This window comes from Hymenobacter psychrophilus, assembly GCF_900107135.1.
Taxonomy (GTDB): Bacteria; Bacteroidota; Bacteroidia; order Cytophagales; family Hymenobacteraceae; genus Hymenobacter; species Hymenobacter psychrophilus.
This window is the reverse complement of sequence record NZ_FNOV01000002.1, coordinates 500,652-526,116: the sequence shown is the minus strand read 5'-3', so window position 1 is coordinate 526,116 and position 25,465 is coordinate 500,652. Positions and strand designations below refer to the sequence as shown.

Below are 25,465 nucleotides of genomic sequence, written 5' to 3'. Positions count from 1 at the left end.
GTATGAGCGGGCAGACAGAAATAATGTGGGGGGAAGAAGCCAAAGAGAAAGTAGTAGCTGCTCAAGCAACTGAGTGGCCGGAGTATAACCTGAACCTTGTGTATGATTTTGCTTCTGGGCTTTCAAAACCACGAGAAGAATTTGGTTTCGGCTTCGGCTTTCTAGCCTTTAAGGATGTGTTCCATAACTACTTCCTGCCGGAGACTTTGTCGAACCTTGTAAATTCAACCGAGAAGGAACGTAAAAGCGGTTCTATAAAGCGTGGGGACCTATTTCTTACTCGAACAAGTGAAACCCAAGAGGAACTAGGAATGAGTTCGGTGGCACTGAAAGATTATCCGGACGCGACATTTAATGGATTTACGAAAAGATTACGCCCAAAAGGTACAATTGAAGTTCTGCCAGAATTTGCAGGCTTCTTTTTCCGTTCGCCCAAATTCCGTGCGGAGGTAACAAGTATGTCATCTGTGACAACGCGGGCCAGTCTCAACAATGAGATGATGTCAGCGCTGAAAATCACAGTTCCTTCTTTACCCGAACAACGTGCAATTGCCAATGTGCTGAGTTGTCTTAATGACAAAATAGACCTGCTGCACCGGCAAAATGCCACCCTAGAAGCCTTGGCGGAAACGCTGTTTCGGCAGTGGTTTGTGGAGCAGGCGAAGGAGGAGTGGGAGGAAGGAAAATTGGGCGACGTTATAAACGTGAAAGGTGGTACAACGCCAAGCACTAAAGAATCGGAATTTTGGGAGGGCAACGTCCACTGGACAACACCAAGGGATTTGTCAAATCATACCTCAGTATTCATGTTTGATACTGAAAGAAAAATTACGGAAAAAGGTCTAGCGAAAATCGGCTCTGGTCTATTGCCAATCGGTACAGTCTTATTGTCGTCCCGCGCACCAATTGGATATCTGGCGATAACAAATATTCCACTGGCTATTAATCAAGGATACATTGCCATTATATGCGATAAGCTGGTTTCTAATTATTTCATGTTCTTATGGTGCAAGGTGAATTTGGAAGAAATCAAAAGTCAAGGTAACGGCTCAGTATTTCAGGAAATCTCAAAATCTACTTTTAAGGAGATGAAGTTTACTATTCCCCCTAAGCTACTTATAGAGGATTTTGATGTCTTAGTTGAGCCATATTTTGAGAAGATAAGAATCAATCAAACCCAAATTCGCACCCTTTCCACCCTCCGCGACACGCTGCTACCGAAACTGATGAGCGGCGAAGTGCGCGTGGCCTACTAATTCTATTTCTATCCTGCTACCCATGGCGAAACTCACCGAAAACGCAATCGAAGAACTCGCCATCGAGCTGCTGGAGCAGCTGGGGTATCAGTACTGCTACGGGCCGGCGCTGGCCCCCGGCGAGCCCGCCGCCGAGCGGGCCTCCTTCGCCGACGTGCTGCTGCTGGAGCGGCTGCGCGCTGCCATTGCGCGCCTCAACCCCACCGTGCCGCCTGAGGCCCGCGAAGACGCCCTGCGGCAGGTGCGCGACATTGCTTCGCCCGAGCTGCTGGCCAACAACGAGGCGTTTCACCGCCTGCTCACCGAGGGCGTAACGGTGGGCAAGCAGCAAGACGGGCAGGAGCGGGGCGAGGTGGTGTGGCTGGTCGATTTCCAGCACCCCGCCCGCAACGAGTTTCTGGCCGTGAACCAGCTCACCATCATCGAAAACGGCCACCACAAGCGCCCCGACGTGGTGCTGTTCGTCAACGGCCTGCCGCTGGTGGTGCTGGAGCTGAAAAACGCCGCCGCCGATGCCGCCACCCTCAAGTCGGCCTACCAGCAGCTCGACACCTACAAGGCCCTGATTCCGGGCCTGTTCACCTACAACGGCCTGCTGGTGGTGTCCGATGGGCTGGAGGCGCGGGCCGGGTCGCTGTCGGCAGGCTTCAGCCGCTTCATGGCCTGGAAATCGGCCGACGGCCTGGCCGAAGCTTCGCCCCTGGTAAGCCAGCTCGAAACCCTGCTAACCGGCATGCTGGCCCCCGCCACCCTGCTCGACCTGCTGCGCCATTTCGTGGTGTTCGAGAAGTCGAAGAAGGAGGACCCCAAAACGGGCGTCATTGCCATTACCACGGTCAAGAAGATAGCCGCCTACCACCAGTACTACGCCGTAAACGCCGCCGTGCAATCGACGCTGCGGGCGGCTGGCTACGCGCCTGAGGCACCCACGCTGGTGCAGGAAGCCCCCGTGCGCTACGGCCTGCCCGACGTGCAGTCCCAACCCTTCGGCGACCAGAAAGGCGGCGTGGTGTGGCACACCCAGGGCAGCGGCAAGAGCCTGAGCATGGTGTTCTACACCGGCAAAATCGTGCAGGCCATGGCCAACCCCACGGTGGTGATGATAACCGACCGCAACGACCTCGACGACCAGCTCTTCGACACCTTCGCCGCCTCCACCCAGCTGCTGCGCCAGGAGCCCCGGCAGGTAGAAAGCCGCGAGCAGCTGAAAGAGCTGCTGCGCGTGGGCTCGGGCGGGGTGGTGTTCACCACCATCCAGAAGTTTCAGCCCCAGGAGGGCAACGTGTACGAAGAGCTGTCGGCCCGCCGCAACATCATCGTCATCGCCGACGAAGCCCACCGCACGCAGTACGGCTTCAAGGCCAAAAACGTGGACGTGAAGGACGAAACCGGGGAAGTAGTAGGCACCAAAGTGGTGTACGGCTTCGCCAAGTACCTGCGCGATGCCCTACCCCACGCCACCTACCTCGGCTTCACGGGCACGCCCATCGAGCATACCGACGTAAACACCCCCGCCGTGTTCGGCAACTACATCGACATCTACGACATCGCCCAGGCCGTGGAAGACGGGGCCACGGTGCGCATTTACTACGAAAGCCGCCTGGCCAAAGTAAGCCTGAGCGAGGAAGGCAAGCAGCTGGTAGCCGACCTCGACGACGACCTGGACCAGGAAGACCTGACCAACACCCAGAAGGCCAAAGCCAAATGGACCCAGCTCGAAGCCCTCATCGGCAGCGAGCGGCGCATCGCCACCATCGCCCAGGACATCGTAACGCACTTCGAGCAGCGTCAGGAGGTGTTCGAGGGCAAGGGCATGATAGTGGCCATGTCGCGCCGCATCGCCGCCGACCTCTACGCCGCCATCGTGGCCCTGCGCCCCGCCTGGCACTCCGACGACCTCACCCAAGGCCGCCTGAAAGTGGTGATGACCTCCGCCGCCACCGACGGGGCCATAATTGCCAAGCACCACACCACCAAGCAGCAGCGCCGCGCCCTGGCTGAGCGCATGAAAGACCCCGCCGACCCGCTGCAGCTCGTGATAGTGCGCGACATGTGGCTCACCGGCTTCGACGCCCCCAGCCTGCATACGCTCTACCTCGACAAGCCCATGCAGGGCCACAACCTGATGCAGGCCATTGCCCGCGTCAATCGCGTGTACAAGGACAAGCCCGGCGGCCTGATAGTCGATTACCTCGGCATTGCCTCGGAGCTGAAAAAGGCGTTGTCGTTCTACTCCAGCGCCGGCGGCAAGGGCGACCCCGCCATTGCCCAGGAGCAGGCCGTGGTGCTGATGGAAGAAAAGCTGGAAGTGGTGCAGGCCCTTTACCACGGCTTCGCCTACGACCACTACCACGAGGCCGGCACCAGCCAGAAGCTGGCCACCATCCTGGCCGCCGAGGAGCACATCCTGGGTCTGCCCGATGGCAAGAAGCGCTACCTCAACGAGGTAATGGCCCTGTCGCAGGCCTTTGCCATTGCCATTCCGCACGAGCGGGCACTGGCGGTTAAGGACGAAATCGGCTTCTTCCAGGCCGTGAAGGCCCGCCTAGCCAAGTTCGACCACACCGGCTCGGGCCGCACCGACGAGGAAATCGAAACCACCATCCGGCAGGTTATCGACAAGGCCCTAGTATCGGAGCAGGTAATCGACGTGTTCGACGCGGCCGGCATCAAGAAGCCCGACATCTCCATCCTTTCCGAAGAATTCCTGCTGGAATTGAAGGGCATGGAGCACAAGAACGTGGCCCTGGAAGTGCTCAAAAAGCTGCTGAACGACGAGCTGAAAGCCCGCGCCAAGCAGAACCTGGTGAAAAGCAAAAGCCTGATGGAAATGCTGGAAAGCGCTATCAAGCGCTACCACGCCAAAATCATCACCGCCGCCGAAGTGATGGACGAGCTCATCAAGCTGAGCAAGGACATCGTGCACATGGACAGCGAGGCCAAAGCCCTCGGCCTGACCACCTTCGAATACGCCTTCTACACGGCCGTCGCCAACAACGACAGCGCCCAGGAACTGATGGAAAAAGAGAAGCTGCGCGAGCTGGCTGTAGTCCTCACCGAACGGGTCCGCACCAACGCCTCCATCGACTGGACCATCAAGGAAAGCGTGCGCGCCAAGCTCAAAGTCATCGTGAAGCGTACCCTACGCCAGTTCGGCTACCCACCCGATATGGAGTTGCTGGCCACCGAAACGGTGTTGAAGCAAGCGGAGCTTATTGCGAACGAGCTGACGAAGAAGTAGAGGATTCGCCGTATGCAAAAACAGAAATCCCCGCAGAAGCAATTTTGCGGGGATTTCTGCCTTCAATAAATACGATACTCGCTGCCTATTCGGCCCTGCTCGGCCGTGGCAAACCGGTTCTTCTGGATGGTAGCTACACCTTCGTGGCACCGGATGATTATGTCCACCTCATGCCCCCAGCTACCATCTCCCCGGTACTCCTTGCCGTCTTTGTGGGCGTGGCTGATGAAGATGTGGCTGATATGCTGGCGGAACATGGGCATTTGGCAATCGTTAGCGGTGGCTTTCACATGGAAAGGGTGGATGCCAAGTACCGTAATGGAGTCATACACGATGGTCCGAAGCTCCAGGTACCCACCGGCCGATTGACCGGTGGACTGACCGGAGCCAGCGAGCAATCTATTGGCGGGTAAAGCGCGGTTTCCAGCTAATTGACCGGACGTTTGACCGGTCGCGCCGGGGAACAGTAGCTGACGCCATTCAACCCTGGAGTTGGGTAACCGGTTGGCGAAAACGAAACGATCCGGTCGCGTAATGGTGCGGGCCTGCTTTTGGCGCAAGGTGGCGCTGGAGAGGTCCTCCTCACCGGATATGTAGAGCACTTTGCGGAATGAGGCCATTTGATTGGCCATGATCATGCTCATGGTGGATTTGCCACTCCCTGGCAACCCCCAAATCAGCATCTGGAACGGATGAATCAGTTCGCCCAAAAATGCCCGTAGCTCAGGTGGTAAATCAGGTCGATGCTGGCCTGATTGCCTGCCCGCAGGGATTTGTTCTGAAAGGGTAGCGGTAATCAAGGGTATTGCTGAACCCGCCGTACCGGGCTTTGAGGCCTCAGTTGGGGAGGGGATGAGCTGATGATGCGCGATTTTTCCTGCGAGGTCAATGAACCGTTTAGCGGCATAGCCGGCGACGCCGGAGTTGGCTGATTTCCGCCTTTCTCCGGAGTTTCGGCTTATTGTTGACCGGTCAGGAGTGACATTGGACTGGCCCAAGTTCCCATTCGCTTTGTAGAATTTACGACAGGCATCTTGGCAAAATCGACGATTTCTATTGCCTATAAAAGGGGCGCCACATGATTGGCAATTATTAGGGTGAGCCATGTTTAGGAAGGAATGATCAAGTGTGAAAATTGATATCGGAATAAGCATACCACTTGCCTTATAGGCCCGCCTGGAGTGGAGTGGTACGCTATACTGCGCGGTTGGAAAGCAGCAAATCTGTCTGAATTCCAGCGTCCGGACCGGCTAGAGCGGTCAGGCTTTCGTGTAAGGTGTAAGTCCCTTCCACGTTGTCTTTGACGACCATCTGCGCATTCGTCATGGCTTTGAGTAAGCTGGCCGCCCTCGTTGTCTTAACCTTTGCGTATTGCTCAATCCGGGCTGTTATTTCTTTATGTCGCAGCACGTCTGTGCCAAGGGGAAAGCATTCCAGCGCTAGTTGCCGTTCCTTCGCGTGCTTTTCGGTAACTACTTGTTCCGCTGCATCTGCATCCGTAACGAAGAAGTGTCGCTTGTCAGACCATCGAAAGTAAACAGTTTCAAAATCTGGCCCATTTCGTAAAATCCGGCTAGTGATAGTATGTAGTTGCTTGGCCTTGTCTTTGGCTACGGCAATTACACCACCACCCTTGCGTTCTGCTTCGCTACCTAAGTGCCCCCGCATCTTGCCTTCCCCACCCGGGTTCTCGTGCACGAGCAGCAAGATGGTAGTCTGCAATTTCGAGGCGTACATCATGAACATGTCCACGATACGGCCACTATCCGTCGCGCTGTTTACGTCGTCAATCAAATCTGCCAAGCCGTCTATGATCCATAGGTGTGCCTTTGGGTAGATTTCAAATAACTGTTTGACTTTTAGCAGCTTAATGGCTTTGTTGTCCTCGCGAAAATTGAAAACATGCAGGTTGGCAGGTTGGTCGGCTACATCCAGCACCTTACAGATATTCTTGACTTGCTTCAGTGTGTTAGCCTTTGGCTGCTCTGTATCGACGAGAATTACTTCTTTTCCATAAGCGTAATCCGTCTGAATTGAGAGAGTGTCGATTCCCGATTTGTCGCGCAGTAGTGCACTGGCCGCGATGAATGTGCACACTGCGGTTTTACCAGCCTTAGGCTTACCTGCAATGAAGGAAATGTCACCTTGGACGGCTATAACTTCTCCAGCAATACGGACAACAGGAATTAGGTCAGGGATATTTGAATCAATGCGAATTTCATCTGCTGCTGCATCAGTAAACAGGGCTGGTTCGCTTACATCAGCACCAAGGTGCTGCAGTCGTTCCCTCCAGTTATCAGCTTCATAGTTCATCGCTGTTTTTCCTGGCTTAAGGAAGCTATTACGAGATCAATGAGGAGGTCAAAGTGCTTGTCTAGCTTACCTACATAAGGTTGATCCAAATGACGGAAAGCCAAGCTGCGCTTCAAGTTTCCGATTTCCATATTCAGGGCTCGATTCTCAACTCTAAGTAGCGTGTCCTCCAGGACCAAGCTGGTGAAGAGAAGTTCATATCCCTCATAGAATCTTATTAGCTTTTCGATATGTCGTGCTTGTGCTTTATTAGCAGGCCTTTTTAGCAGCTCGAACTGACGTATTTTATAATCTAGCGTTTGGCGAAAACTGACGAGGTTAGTACGGTGCTGTTCTTCATCGAGCAGCAATCTGGAGGAGGACATGGGAAAATGATTAGAGTATGCCTAAATGCTATCTGCGACGCTGATATTTCTCGTGGTTTCGACCTGCTTGCAGGACCTCGTCTTGCTTGAAGTAGATGCGGCGACCGAGACGTAGAAAGGGAACAGTGCCATTCTTCATCCACTCGGTGAGCGTAGTTTTGGAGATGCCGAGTTGCTGGCAAACCTCGTCTTTTGTGTAAAGTCGCTTTGTATCGGGACTATCTGCAAGAGCGCTTCCTGTAGAGATCTGATTCAACGCCTTAAGTACCGTGCTCAAAACCTTATCCTGAAGCTGCGTCAGGAAAGTGTCGGGTATTTCGATATTCATGTTTTTGTGGTTTAGGATATGTAAGGTTAGGTTATAAACGGAAATTTAAAAAATATGAAGCAAGCTAGAAATCGAGTAAGCATTAAACAACGCAGTCAAAGTGCCTTTTAACGGGACTAAGCTGTAGTCCCCTTAGATTTGAACATATTTGTGTTAGTGATGCTGAGGGTGCATTTGAGAGTTTTAAATGTGATTTTTATAACAATAGAAGTTTTTGAAAAAAAATAATTTTTTCGAGCGAAAAAAAGTGATGCTCACGTAGGTGGGCATCACTTTTGAGTCGTTTCCGAGAATGTTACAGCTACAATCTGGCTTCGCGATTGAGGTATGCACCAAACTCCTGCATCACGACTACATCGTTTATTTTCAAGTAGGAGAATAGGGTCTTGATGTTCTTGTGCCCTGTAATGCGCATTACAACTTCAGGACGCATCCCACCTTGTAATGCCAGAGTCACAAAGGTGCGTCGCGCTGTGTGCGTGCAAACTAGTTGCCACTTCGGCTGAACGGTGATGACTTTATCTTTGCCACGCAGCTTAGAGGTAGATGTATGAGCTTCTAGTTTTGCTAGCTTAGCTATCTGCTTTAGATCAGCATTAGTCTTCTGATTTGTTTTGACTGGTAGTGCCTTGGCTTGTTTCCCTGCGTATTTTTTGAGAATAGATTGAGCTAAGGGAGACAAAGGGATTTTGAGCAAATCTTCCGTCTTCTGAGTTACTAGTATGAGATGATCTTTGTGTACTTGATCAGGACGTAAGGCAGCGACATCTGAAAAGCGGAGACCTGTTTCGCACTCGAAAACAAATACATCGCGAGTTCGCTCCCAGCGGAGTATATAATCTAGATTCAGATTAGCTATTGCTGCCTTTTCGTCGGTGGTGAGATACACAACTTCCGGCTCGATCCTATCTAGCTTTCTAAACCGGGTGTGATACTGGAACTCGTGCAAGCCCTGACTGTGCGTTACTGACAAGAACACCTTGAGATTTTTAATAACATTGTTAACCGATGTATTTGTCAGGTTGACGGTCTTGAGCAGATAGTTTTTAAACGTCTCGGAAAACGCCACATCCAGCGTGCTGAATTCCAGCTTATAATGCTTGGCTTTACTAAAAGCCACTAAGTGGTTACGGAACGTAACATAGCCCTTAACAGTGGAGGGTTTCATATCACGTTTGCTAGACTCCAGCCAGTTGTTGATGTGATCAACAAAAGTCACTGGTTCAGGAACGGCGCCAGTTAGCACCCGCACGATAATTCCATGCAGGCTGTCAATGGTTGTCGCTTGGCCTTTGGCAGCCATGGCAAAGTGATGCGCGTCTAGCTCATCAATCAGGCGTCTAAGCAGCTTGTTGGCATCTGAGAAGCTTGTGAAGTTCTTTCGGAACTGTTGGGCTTTGCTATCCCACTGGATGGGTGAAACCGAAAGAGGTGTGTAGAGCTTCTTTCGTTTGCCGTTTAAATAGCAAGCGGCATAGATAGCCGTAGTGGATTCCGTTTGGGGATCCGTGAGGTAGTACTTGGTCCGTAACACAGGGGAGGGTTTATAGCTTCGACCAAAGGTATACGAGATTGTGTGCTGGGACAAGTCACGGGACAAAATTTCCGATCTTCCCCTGTTCTAACTGGTTCTTAATTATTACAAATGTTGCCTGATTGTGCCTAAACAGCTATTTGAAGGCAGGTTTAAGAAGGGTAGAATAAAAGGTTGGTAGTCCAGTTGGGCCCACGCAAAAGCCCCCTTACAGCGCTGTAAGGGGGCTTTTGCGTGGGCCCAACTGGAATCGAACCCCTAATTAGTTCTGTAGCGTGAACAGCGGTAGCGGTTGCAGTTTCGTGTATTCTCTGCCTAATTGCTCCATCTCGGCCCGATGCAGCTGCAAGTAGCTGTTGAAACGCATGGCGGCCTGGTCGTAGCGCGTTCGAAAGCCCACCAGTTCCGCGTCGGCTTCCTGAATTTGGCCGGTTAGCACCAAGGCGGGCGTGGCCTCCGCATCGGGTGAAGTGGGTAGCGGCACCAAGGCATATACGGCCTGCAACAGCGAATCCTGGGCCGTATCGTAGGCATCAATGAGGCCCGAGTCGGCCATGCTTTGCTCGGAGTAGCGGCGGGCGGGCAGCCGGTCGTTGGCGTACTGCAAGCGGGCCAGCGCGGCGCGGTCGGCACCCGGAAGGCCGCTTAACTCGCGCAGCAACTCCTTGGTGTCACGCTGTTTGGCGTTGTCGGATTGCTGCATCTCGCCCCAACGGGCGGCCACAGTATCCCGCAGAATATTAAGTTGAACTTTTACGGCCTGGGCCGAGGCCGGGTCGATGGGGGCCGGAGTGCGGTTGCAACTGGTCATCAGCAACCCCAGCGCCAGCAGTAGCGCGACAAAACGCATCATAAAAACTAGGAGAAAAAGCGAACAAGCCTCCAACGAAGATACCGGCGAAATCTTTCCCGCAACCAGAAAAATCCGCCGCCATCATGCCGCAGCACCGACAGTTAAACAACCACTAAATCGGTTTGAACTGCTCGAAGATCTGGCGGCAGTCGTGGCAGTAATGCACAGCGCGGCACAGCGTGGCCCCGAAAGGCGTGCGTAGCTCCGTGTTGTTGGTGTGGCAGCGGGGGCACTCGGCGTACTCCAGAATATCAAGGTCGAGCAAGCCGCCGTTGAGCTTGGGTGGTGTTGCCAACCCGTGGCGGCGCAGGCCCTCGCGGCCCCGGTCCGTCACCATGTCCGACGTCCAAGGGTCGCGCAGGCTGATTTCGGTGGTGACGCGCGGAATACCGTGGGCCTTGAGGGTGGTTTCCACGTCGCGGCGCATATAATCCATGGCCGGGCAGCCGGCAAAGGTGGGTGTTAGGCGCACGTACACACCCCCGTCGTCCTCCACCCGCACCTCCCGAATCACGCCGAGGTCCACGAGCGAAATCGTCGGAATTTCGGGGTCGGTAACGGCTTGCAGCCAGTCAAGAATCTGGGCTTTGGTGGTGGGCATGGTGGGTTGGTGCTTAGTGCTTCGTTGATAGTGATTGGAATAATAATTGAGGCTGTTTTAAACCATTTCTTTTGCAGCCAGAAGCTCTTTGAGGCGCATTGTAGCACTGCTGGAAGCTATAGCCCAGCTCAAATTTCCTATGCCTGCGATAAGTAAAATAGGAAATAAAAGGACTGCTATAAATGACCAAGAGGATTTGTAAAAACCAGAGCCCAAGCTAAAAATCAAAATTAGCAATGTGCTTAGTCCGATGGAAAGGAAACGTAAGCTCTTGTCGGCTGTGGTATTTGTGAATCGTAGCTCCACCATGCTTTGGTCGGAACCAGAGTTCGTAATTGTGCCCTGAATTAAAAGTGTAGTTCGGCCAGTTGTCCGAAAACGGAAACCATTCGTGAATACTTCACCTTCAAATTCCTGGAGCGAAAAACCACTATACCACTTTACCAGTTTCGTTTCCTTTGCTAATGCTAATTGCTGCCTCACTTCTTCGGGTGAGGCAGCAATTAGCATCACAACGGTTTTATCATAGTTCAGCAGCATCACGCAGTCTTACCAGTCGGCCGTTGGGTCGAGGCGGAAAACCTCGGCCATTTCGTCGAGTAGGGGCTGCAGGTGCTCGGTGTGCTGGCCGTGGCGGCCGCCGGTTACGGGCGTCAGCAGGCGCAGGTCGGGGAGCGTGAGGGCAGTTTGAGCCAGCACTTTGCTGATGCTGGCTTCCCAGCGGCGCTGTAGCTCGGCCTCGCCAATAAACAGGCCGCTGCTGATGATTTCCGGCTCGGCCTCAGTCGTTTCGAAGATGCCCAGCGCGTAGGGCAACGTGAACTCCAGGGCCGCCTGCATCCGCTCAATGGCCTCCTCGGTGGCGGTGCCTAGGCGTTTCACCCAGGTATTGGCGTGCAGCACATGGTACTTCAGCTCGCCTTTCACCTTGCGGGCCACCAAGGCCAGCGGCTCATACGAACTGTCGGCCAACGCCTCGAAGCGCAGCAGTTCGGCATGATCAAATAGAAAGTGCCGGATCAGGCTGAAATCGTACTCGCCGATGGGCAGCTCCGTCAGCTGGCAGCAGTGAAACTGGGGTGTATTGCGGGTGAAGGCCACCGTGTCGGGCTCGGCCTCGCCCAACTCGTGGAGCAGCATATAGAGCTGCAGCGAGTGGCCCAGCTTGTCCTGGGCCATGCTCGAAAAGGCAATGTCCTCCTCCAGAATTGGGCCCAAGCCGTTCCATTCGGAGTTGCGGTGGCCCAGTATCAGCTGGTCGTCAGCGAGGCGGTAAAGTAGGTCGAGCTTCGGATTCATAATGCTAGTATGCTGATTATCCTTCCTGCTTGAACCGGTCGATACGGTCCTGCACTTTGTAGGAAATGGCTTCGCGGTACTTTTTGTCGGGCGTGGTCGTCCACATGTCGCGGTCGGCCTCGTCGGAGCGCAGCAGGTCGGCGCTGCGGATTACCCACACATTTACCACCGGCCGCTGGTCGCCGAAAGCAGCTTTGGCGGCCTGCAACGCCGCTTCGGGCGAGGTAGCCGAAACCTGGCCCACATGGGCGTGGGCTTTGCCACGCTTCTTGAGGTGGAAGATGTCGTAAGATTCCATACCGGCCGCATCTGCGGCGGCTAGTTGGTCGGCGGGCAGCAGCGGCAGCGGCAGCCGGTCGTACACCGACTGCTGGTCGTCGCCGTACTCGGTTACCTGAATGGCGCTGGTGAGCACCACCCACATGCCGGTGCACGGAAAGCGCCGACTGAACTGCTCCTTACCAAACAGGAAGGCCACATCCGCCTCGGGCGCATGCACCGGCCCCACGTACACGTAGGCCGCGTTTTCCTTACGCTGATGGAATACTTCGTAGGTCGGAAACTGGTCCAGCGCCGCCTTATCAGACGGGGGCGGCGCCGACTCGGGTAGTTCCAGCCGGCTGATGCGCGGGTCGAAAGATGAAAGCAAGAGGAGGAGGAATTAAGGATAAGAGGGAAAGCAGAACATGTCATGCTGAGCGAAGTCGAAGCATCTCTACCGCTAACTAATCAATTGCCATTGCAACGAAACGGTAGAGATGCTTCGACTTCGCTCAGCATGACGTTCACTCAGCATTTACGCCAGCGGGCGAACGTACTTGGCCTGGGGCTGCTGCATGGCACGGCGCACCCAGGCGCCGTTTTCCTCAGCGGCGCGGCGCACGGCAATGCGCTCAGCGTTGCAGGGACCGTCACCGTTAATCACGCGCTTGAAATCTTCCCAGTCGGGCTCCGAGAACTCCCACACGCCGTCCTCGTTCTTGCGCAGGTTGGCGTCGGGCAGGGTCAGGCCGATTTCCCAGATCTTGGGCACGTACATATCCAGGAATTGCTGGCGGCAGGCGTCGTTGGTGGCCATCTTCACCTTCCAGCGCATCAGAATCTCGGTGTGCGTGCTCATCTTGTCCGACGGGCCAAAGAAGGTCATGATGGCGGGCCACCAGCGGTTGAGGGCCTCCTGCATCATTTTGCGCTGAATGGGCGTGCCGGTAGCCATGTGCACCACGGCATCGTGGCCATACTTGAGGTGGAAGGCCTCCTCGGCGCAAATCCGGTCGAGGGCGCGGCAGTAGGGGCCGTAGCTGCCCTTGGCGTTGGCCATCTGGTTCACGATGGCGCCGGCATCAATCAGCCACGAAATCACGTTCGAGTCGGCCCAGGTGGGGGTGGGGTAGTTGAATACATTGCTGTACTTGCTCTTGCCGTTCACTAGGTCCGAAAGCATCTGCTCGCGGGTTTTACCCAGGGTTTCAGCAGCCGAATACAGCAGTTGGGCGTGGCCCACCTCGTCCTGCACCTTGGCCATCTGGGCCATTTTGCGGCGGAAGCCGGGGGCGCGGGTAATCCAGGTGCCCTCGGGCAGCGAGCCGATGATTTCCGAGTGGGCGTGCTGCTCGATCATGCGGGTGAGCTGCTTGCGGTAGAGCTGGGGCATCCAGTCGGTGGGCTCGATTTTCTCGCCCCGGGCAATGCGGGCCTCAAACTCGGCCAGCAGAATCGGGTCTTCGTTTTCGAGGCCGGTGGTAGCCTTGGTAGGGATATCGTGGGTGGAAGCGGAACCGTACATGAGCAGAGAAGTTAGGGGGTGAGAAGTTGGAGCTTAGAGCTGAGATGATAGAACTTAAAGTTTAGATGCGAAATCATAGCGCATTTCCTGCTGAACGCTATGTGCTGACATCTCAATTCTAAGCGCTATAAACGCACTTCCAGCCCGAACAGCAGCTGGTTGGCGAGGCGGTGGGCAATGTCGGAAGTGGTGAGCGAACCGCCGGGGCGGTACCAGGTGGGCAGCCAGTTGAGGGATGCCAGCAACGTGAGGGCCGCAAAGGCCGGGTCGAGGGTAAACAACTCGCCAGCGGCCGCGCCTTCGGCAATCAGCTCGCGGAAACCGGCTTCGTACCGCTCGCGCAGGGCCAGAAATTCGGTACGGGCTGGCTCGGAAAGATGTCGCCACTCGTGCAGAAACACGGCCGAAGCGGCGACATCGTTGGTAAGCACCCACACGTGGCTTTCTACGGCCCGGCGCAGGCGCCGGGCCGCCGGCAAAGCCGCATCGGCAGAGGCCGCATCGAAACCAGCAAAAAACTCGTCGGCTAGCCGGAAGCAGATGCGGTGCAGCAGTTCTTCTTTACTGCGGATGTGCGAGTAGATGCTGCCGGCCTCCATGCCCAGCGCGGCGGCCAGTTCGCGCATACTCGTGGCCGCAAAGCCGCGGGTCCGGAACAGGGCCGTGGCCGTCTGGTCAATCTGGTCTTTGCGTGAAAGCTGGGCAGTTTCCATGAAGGGCAGGTGGGAAGGAGGGGAGCGGGAATCAAATGTACTAATCCTAACGTTCGTTAGCAAAGAAAAGTTTGTCTGGTTGTTCGGACTATTTTCCAAACAATCAGGGGGTTGAATAAGGGTAGCTGCCAGTTCATAGCGCACTTAGCCCTACCACGTACCTTTGCAGCCCCGCCAATGGGCGGCCCCGTGCCGCTGGCAGTAGTATACGCAACGGAAAAATCAGCGAAAATCAACGATTTATGACCCCTCTCGATAAAGTAGGCGAGTTCGGCCTGATTGGCCGCATCCAGCAAACCGTAGAAATCACCCAGCCCAGCACCATCCTCGGCATCGGCGACGACGCGGCCATCCTGGCCCCGGCCGCCGGTCAGGAACTGGTCATCAGCACCGATTTGCTGGTGGAAGGCGTGCACTTCGACCTCACGTTCTGCCCCCTCAAGCACCTGGGCTACAAGGCCGTGGCCGTCAACGTGTCGGACATTGCCGCCATGAATGCCCTGCCCACCCAGATTGTGGTGGCGGTGAGTATTCCGGCCCGCTTTACGGTGGAGGCCGTGGAGGAGCTGTTCGAGGGCATCAAGCTGGCCTGCGAGGCCTACAATGTGGATCTGGTGGGCGGCGACACTACCGGCAGCCGCGCCGGCCTTACCATCAGCATCACGGCCCTTGGCCAGGTAGCAGCCGGCAAAGCCGTGCGCCGCAGCGGAGCCGGCCCCAACGACCTGCTCTGCGTTACCGGCGACTTGGGCGGCGCTTATTTGGGCCTGCAGGTGCTGGAGCGCGAAAAGCAGGTCTGGCAGGCCGACCCCGAATCCCAGCCCGAGCTGGATAAGTACCCCTACGTGCTCCAGCGCCAGCTCCGTCCCGAGGCCCGCATGGACGTCATCCACGAGCTGCGCGACCTGGGCGTGGTGCCCACCAGCATGATTGACGTGTCGGACGGGCTGGCCTCCGAGGTGCTCCACCTCTGCCAGGCCAGCGGCACCGGGGCGCGTATCTTCACCGAGAACCTGCCCATCGCCAACCCCACGCTCGAAGTGGCCGAGGAATTCAACCTCGACCCCATCATGTGCATGCTCAACGGCGGCGAAGACTACGAGCTGCTGTTCACCGTCCCGCTCGCCGACCACGCCAAGCTCAAAAACCACCCCGACATCACCATTATCGGCCACATGGTCGACAAGAGCGAAGGCGCCAACCTCATCACCAAAGCCGGCCAGCCCGTGCCGCTGAAAGCGCAGGGTTTTAGCCATTTTGGATAGGCTAAGGAATAGAAACCGTGTTATCCTGAGCGAAGCGAAGGACCTTACCACGTCTGAACGAGTGCCGTAACAACGGTCTGTTCAAACGTGGTAAGGTCCTTTGCTTCGCTCAGGATGACACGGTTTTTTTAATCTTCTGGGTAGGGGATGTAGACGAAGTTGGTGAACTCCTCGTCGAGCACGAATAGGCAGCAGTACTCGTTTGGCTCGCGGTAGGTTTGCTGGAAGGCCTCGATGCCTTCCTCGCTGATGATGCCCTGCTGCACGAACAGCTCCAGGTAGCTGGCAAACACATGCCACTCCAGGTTCATCTCGTCGGCATTTACGAGCAGGCCGCCCAGCGGCACTTCCTGGCGGGCAAACACGAAGATGGGGTACTTCGAAATGTCGCGCTTGCGGATTTGCGACGAGGCTTCGCTGAGCGTATCGGAAACGGTGGCGAAATCCTTGGTGATGGTACCGAGGTATTTGCCGTTCAGTTCGGGGTCGTTGGTGTAGTCCATGAGCTATGGTATAAATCTGTCATCCTGAGCGGAGCGAAGGACCTTATCATGCCTGAACGTATCCGTCTCACGTGGTAAGGTCCTTCGCTCCGCTCAGGATGACGAAATTGGTTCATGCTTTCAGAAAAATCCACTCTGGATTATCAGTTGCGATTAATGCTTGCTTCTTCGCTCGCGTCCAGCCTTTCAACTCTTTTTCACGAGCAATAGCTGCTTTGCTGTCCTGATGCTCTTCAAAATAGAGCAGGTTGTAACAGAAGTATTTACCCGCAAATGTTTGGGCCGAACCTCGATTAGCGTAGTGCTGGGACATTCGGTTTGCCAGGTCGTTGGTTATGCCGATGTACAGCACCCGCTTAGCTGGATTGGTGGTGACGTACACGTAATAGGGCATAAATAATAATGGTAGCTGTTAAAAATAAATTCTGTCATCCTGAGTGGAGCGAAGGACCTTGTCACGTGTGAACGACACTACAAACGACTCATTCCAACGTGATAAGGTCCTTCGCTCCGCTCAGGATGACAGGCGGTTACCGCAACTCCAGCAGCACCACATTTTCCACGTGGTGGGTGTGCGGGAACATATCCACCGGCTGCACCCGCACTACTTTATACGCGGCATCCAGCAGCTCCAGGTCGCGGGCCTGGGTGGCGGGGTTGCAGCTGACGTAGACGATGCGGGGCGCGCGCATTTCGAGCAGGCGGGCCACCACGTCGGGGTGCATGCCGGCGCGGGGCGGGTCGGTGATGACGACGTCGGGGCGGCCGTGCTGCTGGATGAACTCGGCGTTGAGCACGTCCTTCATGTCGCCGGCGTAGAACTCGGTGTTGGTCGTGCCGTTGATTTCGGAGTTGATGTAGGCGTCCTGCACCGCCGACTCGACGTACTCGACGCCCACCACGTGCCGGGCCTGGCGGGCCACGAAGTTGGCGATGGTGCCGGCGCCGGTGTAGAGGTCATAGACCAGCTCCGAGCCGGTAAGCTGGGCGAAGTCGCGGGTGATTTTGTAGAGGTTGTAGGCGCCCGCCGAGTTGGTCTGGTAGAACGATTTCGGGCCGACGCGGAAGCGCAGGCCTTCCATTTCCTCGTGGATGTGGGGCTCGCCCCGGTAGCAGACCACCTCCAGGTCATTGAAGGTTTCGTTGCCCTTGTCGTTGAGCACGTAGTTGAGCGAGGTGATTTGCGGGAACCGCTCGGCCAGGAAATCCAGCAGCGGCACCAGCGCGTCGTGGGCGTAGTAGCACTGCAGAATCACCATCAGGTCGCCGGTGTTGGCCGTCCGGATGATGAGGTTGCGCAGGAAGCCCTCCTGGGTCACGAGGTTGTTGAAGGGCAGGTCGTGCTCCAGGGCGTAGTCGCGCACGGCCAGCCGGATCTGGTTGCTGGGGTCGGGCTGCAGCCAGCAGTGGTTCACGTCCAGAATCTTATCGAAGCGGCCGGGGGTATGGAAGCCCAGCACGCGCCGCTCGTAGTCGTGGCCGCTGGCAATCTGCTCGTTGGTGAGCCAGCCGTTGTGGCTGAAGGTGAACTCGAGCTTGTTGCGGTAGTAGGTCTGGTCGGGCGAGGGCGCGATGGGCAGGATTTCGGGCAGGGCCACCTTGCCGATGCGCTGCAAAGTATCGGCCACCTGCTGGTGCTTGAATTGGAGCTGGGTGTCGTAGCCCAGATGCTGCCACTTGCAGCCCCCGCAGGTGCCAAAATGTTCGCAGAACGGCGTCACGCGCAGCTCGGAGTACTTATGGAACTTGGTGGGCACGGCCTCCAGGAAGTTCTTCTTGGCCTTGGTCACGCGCAAATCCACCACGTCGCCGGGCGCTACTTGGGTCACGAAGATGACCAGATTCTCGCGGCGTACCAGGCACTTGCCCTCGGCCACCATGTCGGTAATTTCGACTTCGCGGAGCAGCTCCGCGGGGATGTTTTTAACGGATTTCCTCACGCGGCAAAGGTAACTACTGATTCGCGCTGATTTTCCACTGATTTCGCTGATTTTATACTCGGTAGTAGGCCAAGGGGCCGTTAGGGCTGTCGGTTGCAGACGGGCGACGTAATTTGCGGGCGGTTTATTCCTGTTGACTTCTGCTGAGTATGAAAGATAAAGTAGTGTTGATTACTGGCGGTACCTCGGGTATCGGCCGGGCCACGGCCCTGGCGTTTGGGCAGGCGGGTGCCAAAGTGGCCTTCACCGGCCGCAACGAGGCCCGCCTAGCCGAAACCGCTGCCGAACTGGCCGCGCTGGGCATTGCCCACCTCCCCATCCGGGCCGATGTGGGCGTGGAGGCCGACTCGGAGCGCGCAGTAGCTGAAACGGTAGCCGCGTTTGGCCGGCTCGATATCCTGATCAACAACGCTGGTATCAGTATGCGGGCCCTGTTCCGCGACGCCGACCTCGACGTGATCCGCCAGCTGATGCAGACCAACTTTTTTGGCACCGTGTACGCCACCAAGTTCGCGCTGCCCTACGTTACGGCCGCCAAAGGCTCGGTGGTAGGCATCAGTAGCATTGCCGGCTACCGGGGCCTGCCGGGCCGCACGGGCTACTCGGCCTCCAAATTCGCCATGCACGGCTTCCTGGAGGCCCTGCGCACCGAGCTGCTGCCCCAGGGCGTGCACGTGCTGCTGGCCTGCCCGGGCTTCACGGCCTCCAACATCCGCAACGTGGCCCTGGCCGCCGATGGGCAGGCCCAGGGCGAGTCGCCCCGCGACGAGCAGCAGATGATGAGCAGCGAAGAAGTGGCCGACCACCTGCTGGAAGCCGTGCGCCAGCGCCGCCGCGACCTGGTGCTCACCAGCCAGGGCAAGCTCACCGTCTGGCTCAACCGCCTGCTCCCCGGCCTGGCCGACAAGCTCGTGCTCAAGCACTTCCGCAAGGAAGAGCCGGACTTCAAGCTGTAGCCCACGACGCCGCGGATTGGCGTTGAGAACACGCATGCAGACCATTAGTTAAGGACGCTAACTAATCTCAGGCGCACCTTAACATCTCTATTCAGTTATGGAAACAGTTATTCCCATTCCTCTGCCAGAGCCCCGGCGGCAGCCAGTGCTACCTTATCCAACCCTGAAGGAAAGCTGGGGATTTGTGGGCTGGTACCTGCTCGTGGTACTGGTCGTGACGGGTGGGCTGCTGGCGCTAGTAACCTCTGCTTTGCCCCACGAGCGGTACCAACCCAGCACTAATCTGGGGCTGAGTGTGGTGGGCGACCTGGCGCTGCTGGGCTTTTTATACTGGCGCTACGGCCGACGGATGCTGCCGCTGCAAGTGCGGGGGCAGGCGCCGGGGTGGCTGTATGCGGCACTGCCGCTGCTGGCCGCAGCCACCATCATGGTGCTGTCGTTGCAGGAGTTTCTGGAACTGCCCAATTGGTTTCAGACCTCGTTCGAGCGCATGGCTCGGCAGCCGGCCGCCGCTATGCTGTTCGGTGGCATCGCGATTCCGGTGCTGGAAGAAGTGCTGTTCCGGGGCCTCATACTCCAGGGGCTGTTGCGCCAGCGGCGTCCGTGGGTGGCCATTGGGCAGCAGGCGCTGCTTTTCGGCCTCGTCCACTTCAACCCGGCCCAGAGTCTGAACGCCTTTTTTCTCGGGTTGCTGCTGGGTTGGCTGTGCTACCGTACCGGTTCGCTGCTGGTGTGCATCGGCATTCATGCGCTCAACAACTCCTTGTTCTTTGGGCTGATGATTTGGCGGCCTGAATTGGTTAAAACCCACGCTACGTTTCCCGCCTTGTTCGGCTCGAACTGGACTTACGCCGGCTTGGTGGCCTTGGCAGCGGCCGTGCTGGCGCTGCTGCTGTGGCGCGTGAGCCGGCAGCCCCTGCCCGCCGCCTGGGCAAATGTGCCGAATAGCCCAGTTTCACCCCAACCGCACCCGCAAAACTAGCGCCGCCGCAGTTTTTGCAGCAGCGCCCCGGCTTCAGGAGCCGCACCGGTGGCCAGCGCGAGGCCGCCGTACACGGCCGTGATGACGGTGGAGCGCAGCAGCATCGTGAGTAGGGGCGAGGCCAGGGTGGGCACCAGCCAGCCGGCCACGCCGGCGGCGGTCGTGATGAGCAGGATGAGCGGAATTTGCCAGGTGAAGGGTTGCATGCCGAAGCTGTGCCAAACAAACCAGGTACGGGCCAGATTGATGCTGACCTGCGCTGCCACCGCCGCCACGGCCGCGCCCACCATCCCCAGCCGCGGAATCAGCAGCAAGTTCAGCCCGATAATCAGCAGCGAAAGCGAGACGTTGAAGACCAGATCGAAGCGGTAGCGCGGCGAGGTAATCAGGATGAGGCCGTTGAGGCCCGTAATGCCGTCGAAGAGGCGGCTGCCTAGCAGCAGCAGCACCACCAGCGTGCCCTGAGCGTATTCGGCCCGCATCAGGGAGTAGATAAACGGCAGGTTGAGGGCGATGCCCAGCGCCAGCAGGCAGCCAATGAGGGCGTTGAGGCGGGTGGTGCGGCGGTAGAAATCGGCCATGCCACTCAGGTTCTGCTCCTTCCAATAGTCGGCCAGCAGCGGGAAGGCAATTTTGTTGAGCGAGCGGGCCGGAATGGCCAGCGCCGTGCTGATGTTGAAGGCAATGGCGTAAATACCGGCCGCCGCCAGGTTCACCTGCGAGCCTACCATCAGCGTATCAATATACATGATGATGGAGCCGGCCAGCGAGCTGAACAGCGTGAAGGCGCCCACGCTGAAAAGCTCGCGCACCGGCCGCACCGCCAGCACTGCCCGTTGGGGCCGCCAGTGCAGCTCGCCGATGCGCAGCAGATACCCCGTGAGCACCAGGACCAGCAGCCCGTTTGCGCCGATGAACCAAAGCACGTAGCCGTGAAACGAGAGCAGTCCCTGGGCAAACAGCAGCGCCCCGCCCAGAATGAGCAGCCGCAACACAATGTCCTGCAAGAAAGACGAAAACGCGGTGTGGTAAAGCGCCTTCAGGTAGGCATCGAGCAGCGAATAAAGCAGCGTGAAAAGCGCAAAAACGATTCCCCAAGCGTAGTAGGGCCCCAGCGCCGCAACATCGGCCTCGTAGAAGCCCAGTAGCACCGGTTTGCCCAGCCAGAACAGGGCCGCCACCGCCACAAAGCCCAGCAGCGGCACGCCCAGCAGGAAGGGCAGGAAGCCGTGATGGCCGTTTTCGCGGTTGCGGAAGTAGGGGAAAAACCGGATGCCCACGCTGGCAAACCCAAACGCCGCTACCTGCGCCAGCAGCGTCGCCACCGAGGCCAGTGTGGTGGTAACGCCCAACTGCCCGGGCGCAAAAAACCGCGGCAATACCAGCGTGGTGCTCACGAAGCCCAGCACCAGCCCCAGGTACGAAATAACGGTGTTGCGCAGCCCCTGCCGCTGAACGATACCCAATTTTAGAAGTGAGAAAGTGAGATAGGGAGTTGGTGTTTAGAAGATTACGCCGGCGCAAGTGGTGCAATCAGAACCGCTTAAACGTCGAACCCATCATCTTCCTGTTTCACCATCGCACCTAAAATATCCTGGCCATTGACGAAGGCCACGTTGCGGCCGCGAAGGTACTCCATGATGGCGCGGAACTGCTCCGGACCGTTGTGCAGGTTGGCCGCATCGAAGTTCTCGTTGTGCCAGAGCACCGTGCAAACGCCGCCGAACCGCTCGATTTCCTGGAACATCGGCAGCAGGGCCGGCAGAATTTCGGCGGGCGCCAGCTGTAAGTAACGCGGGTGGTGGAGGGTGGTGTCCATCACGTTGAGCGGGATTTCGAGGAAGTTGGAGGTTTGAATGGAGTTTTTGGGACCGAGGGTGAAATAAGCCGGCTCGTCGGCTCCCAGCGTGTAAAGCCGCTCTTTCGGCGGGTTGACGGTAAACGAATCGGCGCTGAAATTAAACGGGCGGAAAGGCTGGCAGTAGGAATTCCGGAACCCAAAGTGCTCCGCGAAGCCTAGCGTAGAATCGTGCGTGAAGCCGTCCATGCTAAGTAGTGTGGGTGTCAGGCGGGGCTCCCAGCCCAGGTAATGAAAGCGGATGCCGCTGCAGGGTACCGGAATTTTAAGCCACTCCCGCTTCAGCTTGTCGCCGTGCGTAGCGGTGCCCAAGCTGGCGTGCAGGCCCACCTCCGAATCCTGGATGGCGGTGGCTATTCCCGCCCAGGCCCGCTTGAGCCGGTAATCGGCGTTGGGTGTGCTAGTAGCGGCTGGGCGATGTTCCGGCAGCAGAAAGAACGTGCTCTGGGCACCATATTCCGCCACGGTTTGCCGTACCAGCGCAAGGTTGTTCCAGGCATCTTTCCGGGTGAAATGTCGCCACAGTTGCCAACCAAAACTGAGCACATCACCGCGCCGCAAAGCCGCTTTAGCGGGGGCTTTCCAGGCGCTGCGCAGGTTATCAATGTCGTGGGTAATAAAGGCAGCCCAGGCAGCGCCGTTGGCCCAGCAGCGCGGATGCAGTGGCTGGCCGGTTACGTGCTCAACGGCCGTTTTCAGAATGTCGAAATAATAGTTGACTACCGGCACGGCCACAAAGCCGTAGCGGGCCTGCACGCTGGCCGCATAGGGGAAGCGCCCATGCTGGTCGCGCTCCTCGGAAAAGAACTCCTGCCAGCCGCTGAGCAGGTAAAAGGCGGCGGAGATTACGTCGGCGTTGATGCGCGCCCGACCTCCCGGCAGCAGTTCCAGCAGCGGCTGCGCAGCGCTGTCATCAAAGAAGAACGGCAGCCGCTGCCCGCCCCATTCGCGCCAGTTCGGTTCGGGAGGATAGGGGTGGGTAGCCGCAAAAAAATCGTGCGCAACAGCCGCAACCTCCACCGGCGGCTGCGTGCCGACGTAGCCGATGCCGACCGTCGGCACATCCGCATACGCTTCCCTGAAATGCCGCAGCACGTACGTCAACCGAAGTTCGGCGGTAATGCAATCAACGGTAGGCAGCGGTGGAGCAGGCATAGTGCAAAGTAAATCAGAATGGCTCCGTGAACCTCCGCGGTTTGCCTCCGCGCGTCTCTGCGGGAGACTACGCCCGCGTCGTTGGGGCCACTTCCGCCAGCCACCCTTGTAGCACCTGTGTCGCCCGCTGCTGGCTGTGGCCTTCGTCGGGGGTGCTGAGGGTGGCGTTGTAGTAAGCGGCCCGCTGGTACAAATCGGGTGGCTTGGCCAGCTGCATCCGGCGCAGCCAGGCCCCCAGCGCCGGCAGCGTATCGGCCCGCTCCACCAGTCCGTGGGCCACGTAGCCGTAGTAATCGTCGGCAATGCCGCCTGGGCCGAAGCGGAAGTACAGGCTGGCCAGGTTCAGCAGCGTGGCCTCCAGGTGGGTGCTGGTATCGGCAGCCAGCAGCGCATCGTGCTCACCCAGAAACTCAAATACATTCTGCTGGCGGGCATCGGAAAACTGCAGCGCCGGGTGCCGGGCGGCCAGAAACGAGAAGTCGCGGGTGTCGCCGGGGTGCGGGCGGAAGGTGAAGGTGAGGTCGGGGAACTGGGCCAGCAGGTAGTCGAGGGCGGCGGTAATAGCGGCGGTGTCGTCGAGGGTGTTGCAGGCCAGGGCCACCCGGCGCACGGCGGGCGCGAGGTTGCGGCGGGCCAGGAAGGCATCGGCTTTGGGCATGCCCACCAGCGCCACGCGGCCTGCTATGGGGCCGCACTGCCGGTACTTGTCCAGCGCGTCCTGCCCTTCGAGCAGGCTCAACCCGAAACCCAAAGGTGGGAAGCTGGTGCTCACGGTGGCGTGCTGCACGTAAGCGGTGGGTACCCCCTCGGCCTGGCAGGCCAGCAGCAGCGCCCGGGCGTCGTCGTTGTGGTCGTTGGCAAACACCACGGCCCGGGGCCGGTAGTGGCGCAACGCCCGCCGGTACACCTCGTAGTAGCCAACGGCATTGAAAATCAGGTCGAAAAACCGACCGGCCCGCTCGCCCTCGGTGCGCTGCAACGCCCGATACACCCGCGGCAGCTGGCCATAATACAGCAGCTTGCGCCGCAACGAAAGGCGGTTGACGGCCCCGTTGTAGCGGCCGATCTGCTTGCGCTGGCCGGCCACCAGCACAGCGTCGGGCAGCGCCTCACGCAGAAAATGCAGCGAGTCGTAGTTGTTCTGGCTCACCACATAGAGCCACACCTTGCCGCGCAGGTCCTCGGGGTTGCGCACCTTCCGAAACACGTTGCCCACCAGTCGCAGCCCCGCGTAGCCAGCCACTTTCAGCAGCCGCTTCCAAGGGCTGGCCGGCGAAATGGACTCCAGCGTGTGGGCCGGTAGCGAGGCAAACAGGTTGGTAAAGCGCAGCTGCAGAATATCGCGCAGGCGGGCCGCCTCACCTTGCCGGCCCCCCTCTTCGCCGGAGAGCGGGGCGCCTGACGATTTGGGAAGAGGTGCGGTGTGAGGCATTGAAGCGGAGTGAGACAGAACTACAACGCTTCCCAGGTCAGCGCGGTGCCAGCCTGTAACGCTTGGCGGGCGGGCTTGCCCAATAGCTGGTCGAGGTAGCGCGGGGGCAGGCCGTCGCCGGGGCGCACCACGCGCAGGTTTTCTTTCGTGAAAAGTTCACCGGCCTGCACGTCCTGGGCCACGTACAGGGAGCGTTTGTAGAGGCGGCTTTTTTCTTCGGCGCGCTGCACGCCGTACTGCACCTGCCCCAGGGCCTGCCAGGCCCGCTCGGTTTCGGTCACGAGCTGGGCCACTTCCTCGGGCTCCAGCGAAAAGGCCGAGTCCACGCCGCCGTCGGCGCGGCGCAGGGTTACGTGCTTTTCGATGACGCAGGCGCCCAGGGCCACGGCCGCCACCGAGGCGCCCACGCCCATGGTGTGGTCGGAGAGGCCCACCAGCGTATCGGGGAAGAGTTGCTGGAAGTGAGGCAGCGTGCGCAGGTTGGTATTGAGGGGCGTGGCGGGGTAGGTGCTGGTGCACTTGAGCAGCACCAGCTCGCGGCAGCCGGCTTCGCGCAGCACCTGCACGGCTTCGGCTACTTCGGCCAGCGTACTGGCCCCGGTGCTCATTATCACGGGCTTGCCGGTGGCGGCTACCCGGCGCAGCAGCGGCCAGTCGGTATTCTCGAAGGAGGCAATTTTGTAGGCCGGCACGTCGAGGGTTTCCAGGAAATCGACGGCGGTTTCATCAAACGGCGAGCTGAACGCCAGCATGCCGTGCTGCCGGGCCCGCTCGAACAGCGGTCGGTGCCACTCCCAGGGCGTGTGGGCCTCTTGGTACAGCTCGTGCAGCTCGCGGCCAAACCAGAGCGAAGCGGGGTCGTCGATGCGGTAGGCCCCGGGCAGGGTCATGGTATCGGCGGTGTAGGTCTGCAGCTTGATGGCGTGGGCGCCGGCCGCGGCCATGGCATCCACGATGGCCAGGCCGCGCTGCAAGTCTTGGTTGTGGTTGCCGCTGAGCTCGGCAATGATAAACGGCGGCTGGTCGGGGCCTACGAGGCGGGAGCCAAAGGAGATGGTCATGGGGCAAAAATACGCACATCCGCA

At 58.1% G+C, this 25,465-nt stretch carries 24 protein-coding genes; 5 read left to right on the top strand and 19 right to left on the bottom strand.

Translation table 11 applies throughout. From position 1 onward, the window contains the following. Positions 1-2 precede the first annotated feature (2 nt). Both BLW21_RS04685 and BLW21_RS04680 read left to right on the top strand, forming a co-directional pair. Positions 3-1,256, top strand: a complete 1,254-nt coding sequence (locus BLW21_RS04685; RefSeq protein WP_217633835.1) for a restriction endonuclease subunit S — start codon at positions 3-5, stop codon at positions 1,254-1,256. A gap of 22 nt (positions 1,257-1,278) precedes the next feature. After that, a complete protein-coding gene (locus tag BLW21_RS04680; protein ID WP_092738274.1) occupies positions 1,279-4,497 on the top strand; it encodes a type I restriction endonuclease subunit R in 3,219 nt (1,072 codons plus the stop codon). Positions 4,498-4,559: 62 nt separating this feature from the next. Here BLW21_RS04680 and BLW21_RS04675 read toward each other — a convergent pair whose 3' ends face one another. The 12 genes from BLW21_RS04675 to BLW21_RS04620 all read right to left on the bottom strand — a co-directional run bounded on the left by BLW21_RS04675 (position 4,560) and on the right by BLW21_RS04620 (position 14,289). After that, a complete protein-coding gene (locus tag BLW21_RS04675) occupies positions 4,560-5,297 on the bottom strand; it encodes a hypothetical protein (RefSeq protein ID WP_139255081.1) in 738 nt (245 codons plus the stop codon). Between the two features lie 394 nt (positions 5,298-5,691). After that, positions 5,692-6,810, bottom strand: a complete 1,119-nt coding sequence (locus tag BLW21_RS04670) for an AAA family ATPase (RefSeq protein ID WP_092738272.1) — start codon at positions 6,808-6,810, stop codon at positions 5,692-5,694. Beyond that, positions 6,807-7,175 (bottom strand): hypothetical protein, encoded by a 369-nt coding sequence (locus BLW21_RS04665; RefSeq protein ID WP_092738271.1) that lies wholly within the window; start codon positions 7,173-7,175, stop codon positions 6,807-6,809. The genes BLW21_RS04670 and BLW21_RS04665 overlap by 4 nt, the downstream gene beginning before the upstream one ends. Positions 7,176-7,203: 28 nt before the next feature. Beyond that, entirely contained in the window at positions 7,204-7,503 is a 300-nt protein-coding gene (locus BLW21_RS04660) for a helix-turn-helix transcriptional regulator (protein ID WP_092738270.1), read from the bottom strand. Between the two features lie 301 nt (positions 7,504-7,804). Continuing rightward, on the bottom strand, positions 7,805-9,037 hold the full coding sequence (locus tag BLW21_RS04655; protein ID WP_139255080.1) for a site-specific integrase: 1,233 nt from the start codon (positions 9,035-9,037) through the stop codon (positions 7,805-7,807). Between the two features lie 262 nt (positions 9,038-9,299). Continuing rightward, positions 9,300-9,890: a hypothetical protein gene (locus BLW21_RS04650; protein WP_092738268.1), complete on the bottom strand. Its 591-nt coding sequence runs from the start codon at positions 9,888-9,890 to the stop codon at positions 9,300-9,302. Between the two features lie 112 nt (positions 9,891-10,002). Beyond that, positions 10,003-10,491: a 1,2-phenylacetyl-CoA epoxidase subunit PaaD gene (gene paaD, locus BLW21_RS04645; RefSeq protein ID WP_092738267.1), complete on the bottom strand. Its 489-nt coding sequence runs from the start codon at positions 10,489-10,491 to the stop codon at positions 10,003-10,005. A gap of 57 nt (positions 10,492-10,548) precedes the next feature. Beyond that, positions 10,549-11,034 (bottom strand): hypothetical protein, encoded by a 486-nt coding sequence (locus tag BLW21_RS04640; protein ID WP_092738266.1) that lies wholly within the window; start codon positions 11,032-11,034, stop codon positions 10,549-10,551. 6 nt (positions 11,035-11,040) lie between these two features. Next, positions 11,041-11,790: a 1,2-phenylacetyl-CoA epoxidase subunit PaaC gene (paaC, locus tag BLW21_RS04635; protein WP_092738265.1), complete on the bottom strand. Its 750-nt coding sequence runs from the start codon at positions 11,788-11,790 to the stop codon at positions 11,041-11,043. A 16-nt stretch (positions 11,791-11,806) separates the two neighbouring features. Further along, a complete protein-coding gene (locus BLW21_RS04630) occupies positions 11,807-12,439 on the bottom strand; it encodes a phenylacetic acid degradation b (protein ID WP_092738264.1) in 633 nt (210 codons plus the stop codon). A gap of 147 nt (positions 12,440-12,586) precedes the next feature. Next, positions 12,587-13,576 carry a 1,2-phenylacetyl-CoA epoxidase subunit PaaA gene (paaA, locus tag BLW21_RS04625; RefSeq protein WP_175470858.1) on the bottom strand — a complete coding sequence of 330 codons (990 nt, stop codon included), beginning with the start codon at positions 13,574-13,576 and terminating at the stop codon, positions 12,587-12,589. A 125-nt stretch (positions 13,577-13,701) separates the two neighbouring features. After that, positions 13,702-14,289 (bottom strand): TetR/AcrR family transcriptional regulator, encoded by a 588-nt coding sequence (locus tag BLW21_RS04620; protein ID WP_092738263.1) that lies wholly within the window; start codon positions 14,287-14,289, stop codon positions 13,702-13,704. Between the two features lie 242 nt (positions 14,290-14,531). Between BLW21_RS04620 and thiL the strand changes: the two genes are divergently transcribed. Further along, positions 14,532-15,554, top strand: coding sequence for a thiamine-phosphate kinase (thiL, locus tag BLW21_RS04615; protein ID WP_092738262.1), 1,023 nt, complete (start codon positions 14,532-14,534; stop codon positions 15,552-15,554). Between the two features lie 128 nt (positions 15,555-15,682). Here thiL and BLW21_RS04610 read toward each other — a convergent pair whose 3' ends face one another. From BLW21_RS04610 to rlmD, 3 genes are all read right to left on the bottom strand, one after another. Beyond that, positions 15,683-16,057 (bottom strand): hypothetical protein, encoded by a 375-nt coding sequence (locus BLW21_RS04610; RefSeq protein ID WP_092738261.1) that lies wholly within the window; start codon positions 16,055-16,057, stop codon positions 15,683-15,685. A gap of 112 nt (positions 16,058-16,169) precedes the next feature. Next, positions 16,170-16,451, bottom strand: a complete 282-nt coding sequence (locus BLW21_RS04605; RefSeq protein ID WP_092738260.1) for a GIY-YIG nuclease family protein — start codon at positions 16,449-16,451, stop codon at positions 16,170-16,172. 136 nt (positions 16,452-16,587) lie between these two features. Continuing rightward, positions 16,588-17,997, bottom strand: coding sequence for a 23S rRNA (uracil(1939)-C(5))-methyltransferase RlmD (rlmD, locus tag BLW21_RS04600; protein WP_175470857.1), 1,410 nt, complete (start codon positions 17,995-17,997; stop codon positions 16,588-16,590). A gap of 149 nt (positions 17,998-18,146) precedes the next feature. Here rlmD and BLW21_RS04595 point away from each other — a divergent pair, with 149 nt between their 5' ends. Both BLW21_RS04595 and BLW21_RS04590 read left to right on the top strand, forming a co-directional pair. After that, positions 18,147-18,953 (top strand): SDR family oxidoreductase, encoded by an 807-nt coding sequence (locus BLW21_RS04595; protein WP_175470856.1) that lies wholly within the window; start codon positions 18,147-18,149, stop codon positions 18,951-18,953. A gap of 97 nt (positions 18,954-19,050) precedes the next feature. After that, a complete protein-coding gene (locus BLW21_RS04590; protein ID WP_217633834.1) occupies positions 19,051-19,935 on the top strand; it encodes a CPBP family intramembrane glutamic endopeptidase in 885 nt (294 codons plus the stop codon). Here the strand turns inward: BLW21_RS04590 and BLW21_RS04585 are convergent. The 4 genes from BLW21_RS04585 to pseI all read right to left on the bottom strand — a co-directional run bounded on the left by BLW21_RS04585 (position 19,932) and on the right by pseI (position 25,441). Further along, positions 19,932-21,401, bottom strand: coding sequence for a lipopolysaccharide biosynthesis protein (locus BLW21_RS04585; RefSeq protein ID WP_092738258.1), 1,470 nt, complete (start codon positions 21,399-21,401; stop codon positions 19,932-19,934). The genes BLW21_RS04590 and BLW21_RS04585 overlap by 4 nt on opposite strands. A gap of 77 nt (positions 21,402-21,478) precedes the next feature. After that, complete coding sequence (locus BLW21_RS04580; protein WP_139255078.1) at positions 21,479-22,948, bottom strand: DUF7033 domain-containing protein; 1,470 nt, start codon at positions 22,946-22,948, stop codon at positions 21,479-21,481. A 67-nt stretch (positions 22,949-23,015) separates the two neighbouring features. Then, a complete protein-coding gene (locus tag BLW21_RS04575) occupies positions 23,016-24,380 on the bottom strand; it encodes a hypothetical protein (protein ID WP_245711809.1) in 1,365 nt (454 codons plus the stop codon). A gap of 20 nt (positions 24,381-24,400) precedes the next feature. After that, positions 24,401-25,441, bottom strand: coding sequence for a pseudaminic acid synthase (gene pseI, locus BLW21_RS04570; protein WP_092738256.1), 1,041 nt, complete (start codon positions 25,439-25,441; stop codon positions 24,401-24,403). Between the last annotated feature and the right edge of the window lie 24 nt (positions 25,442-25,465).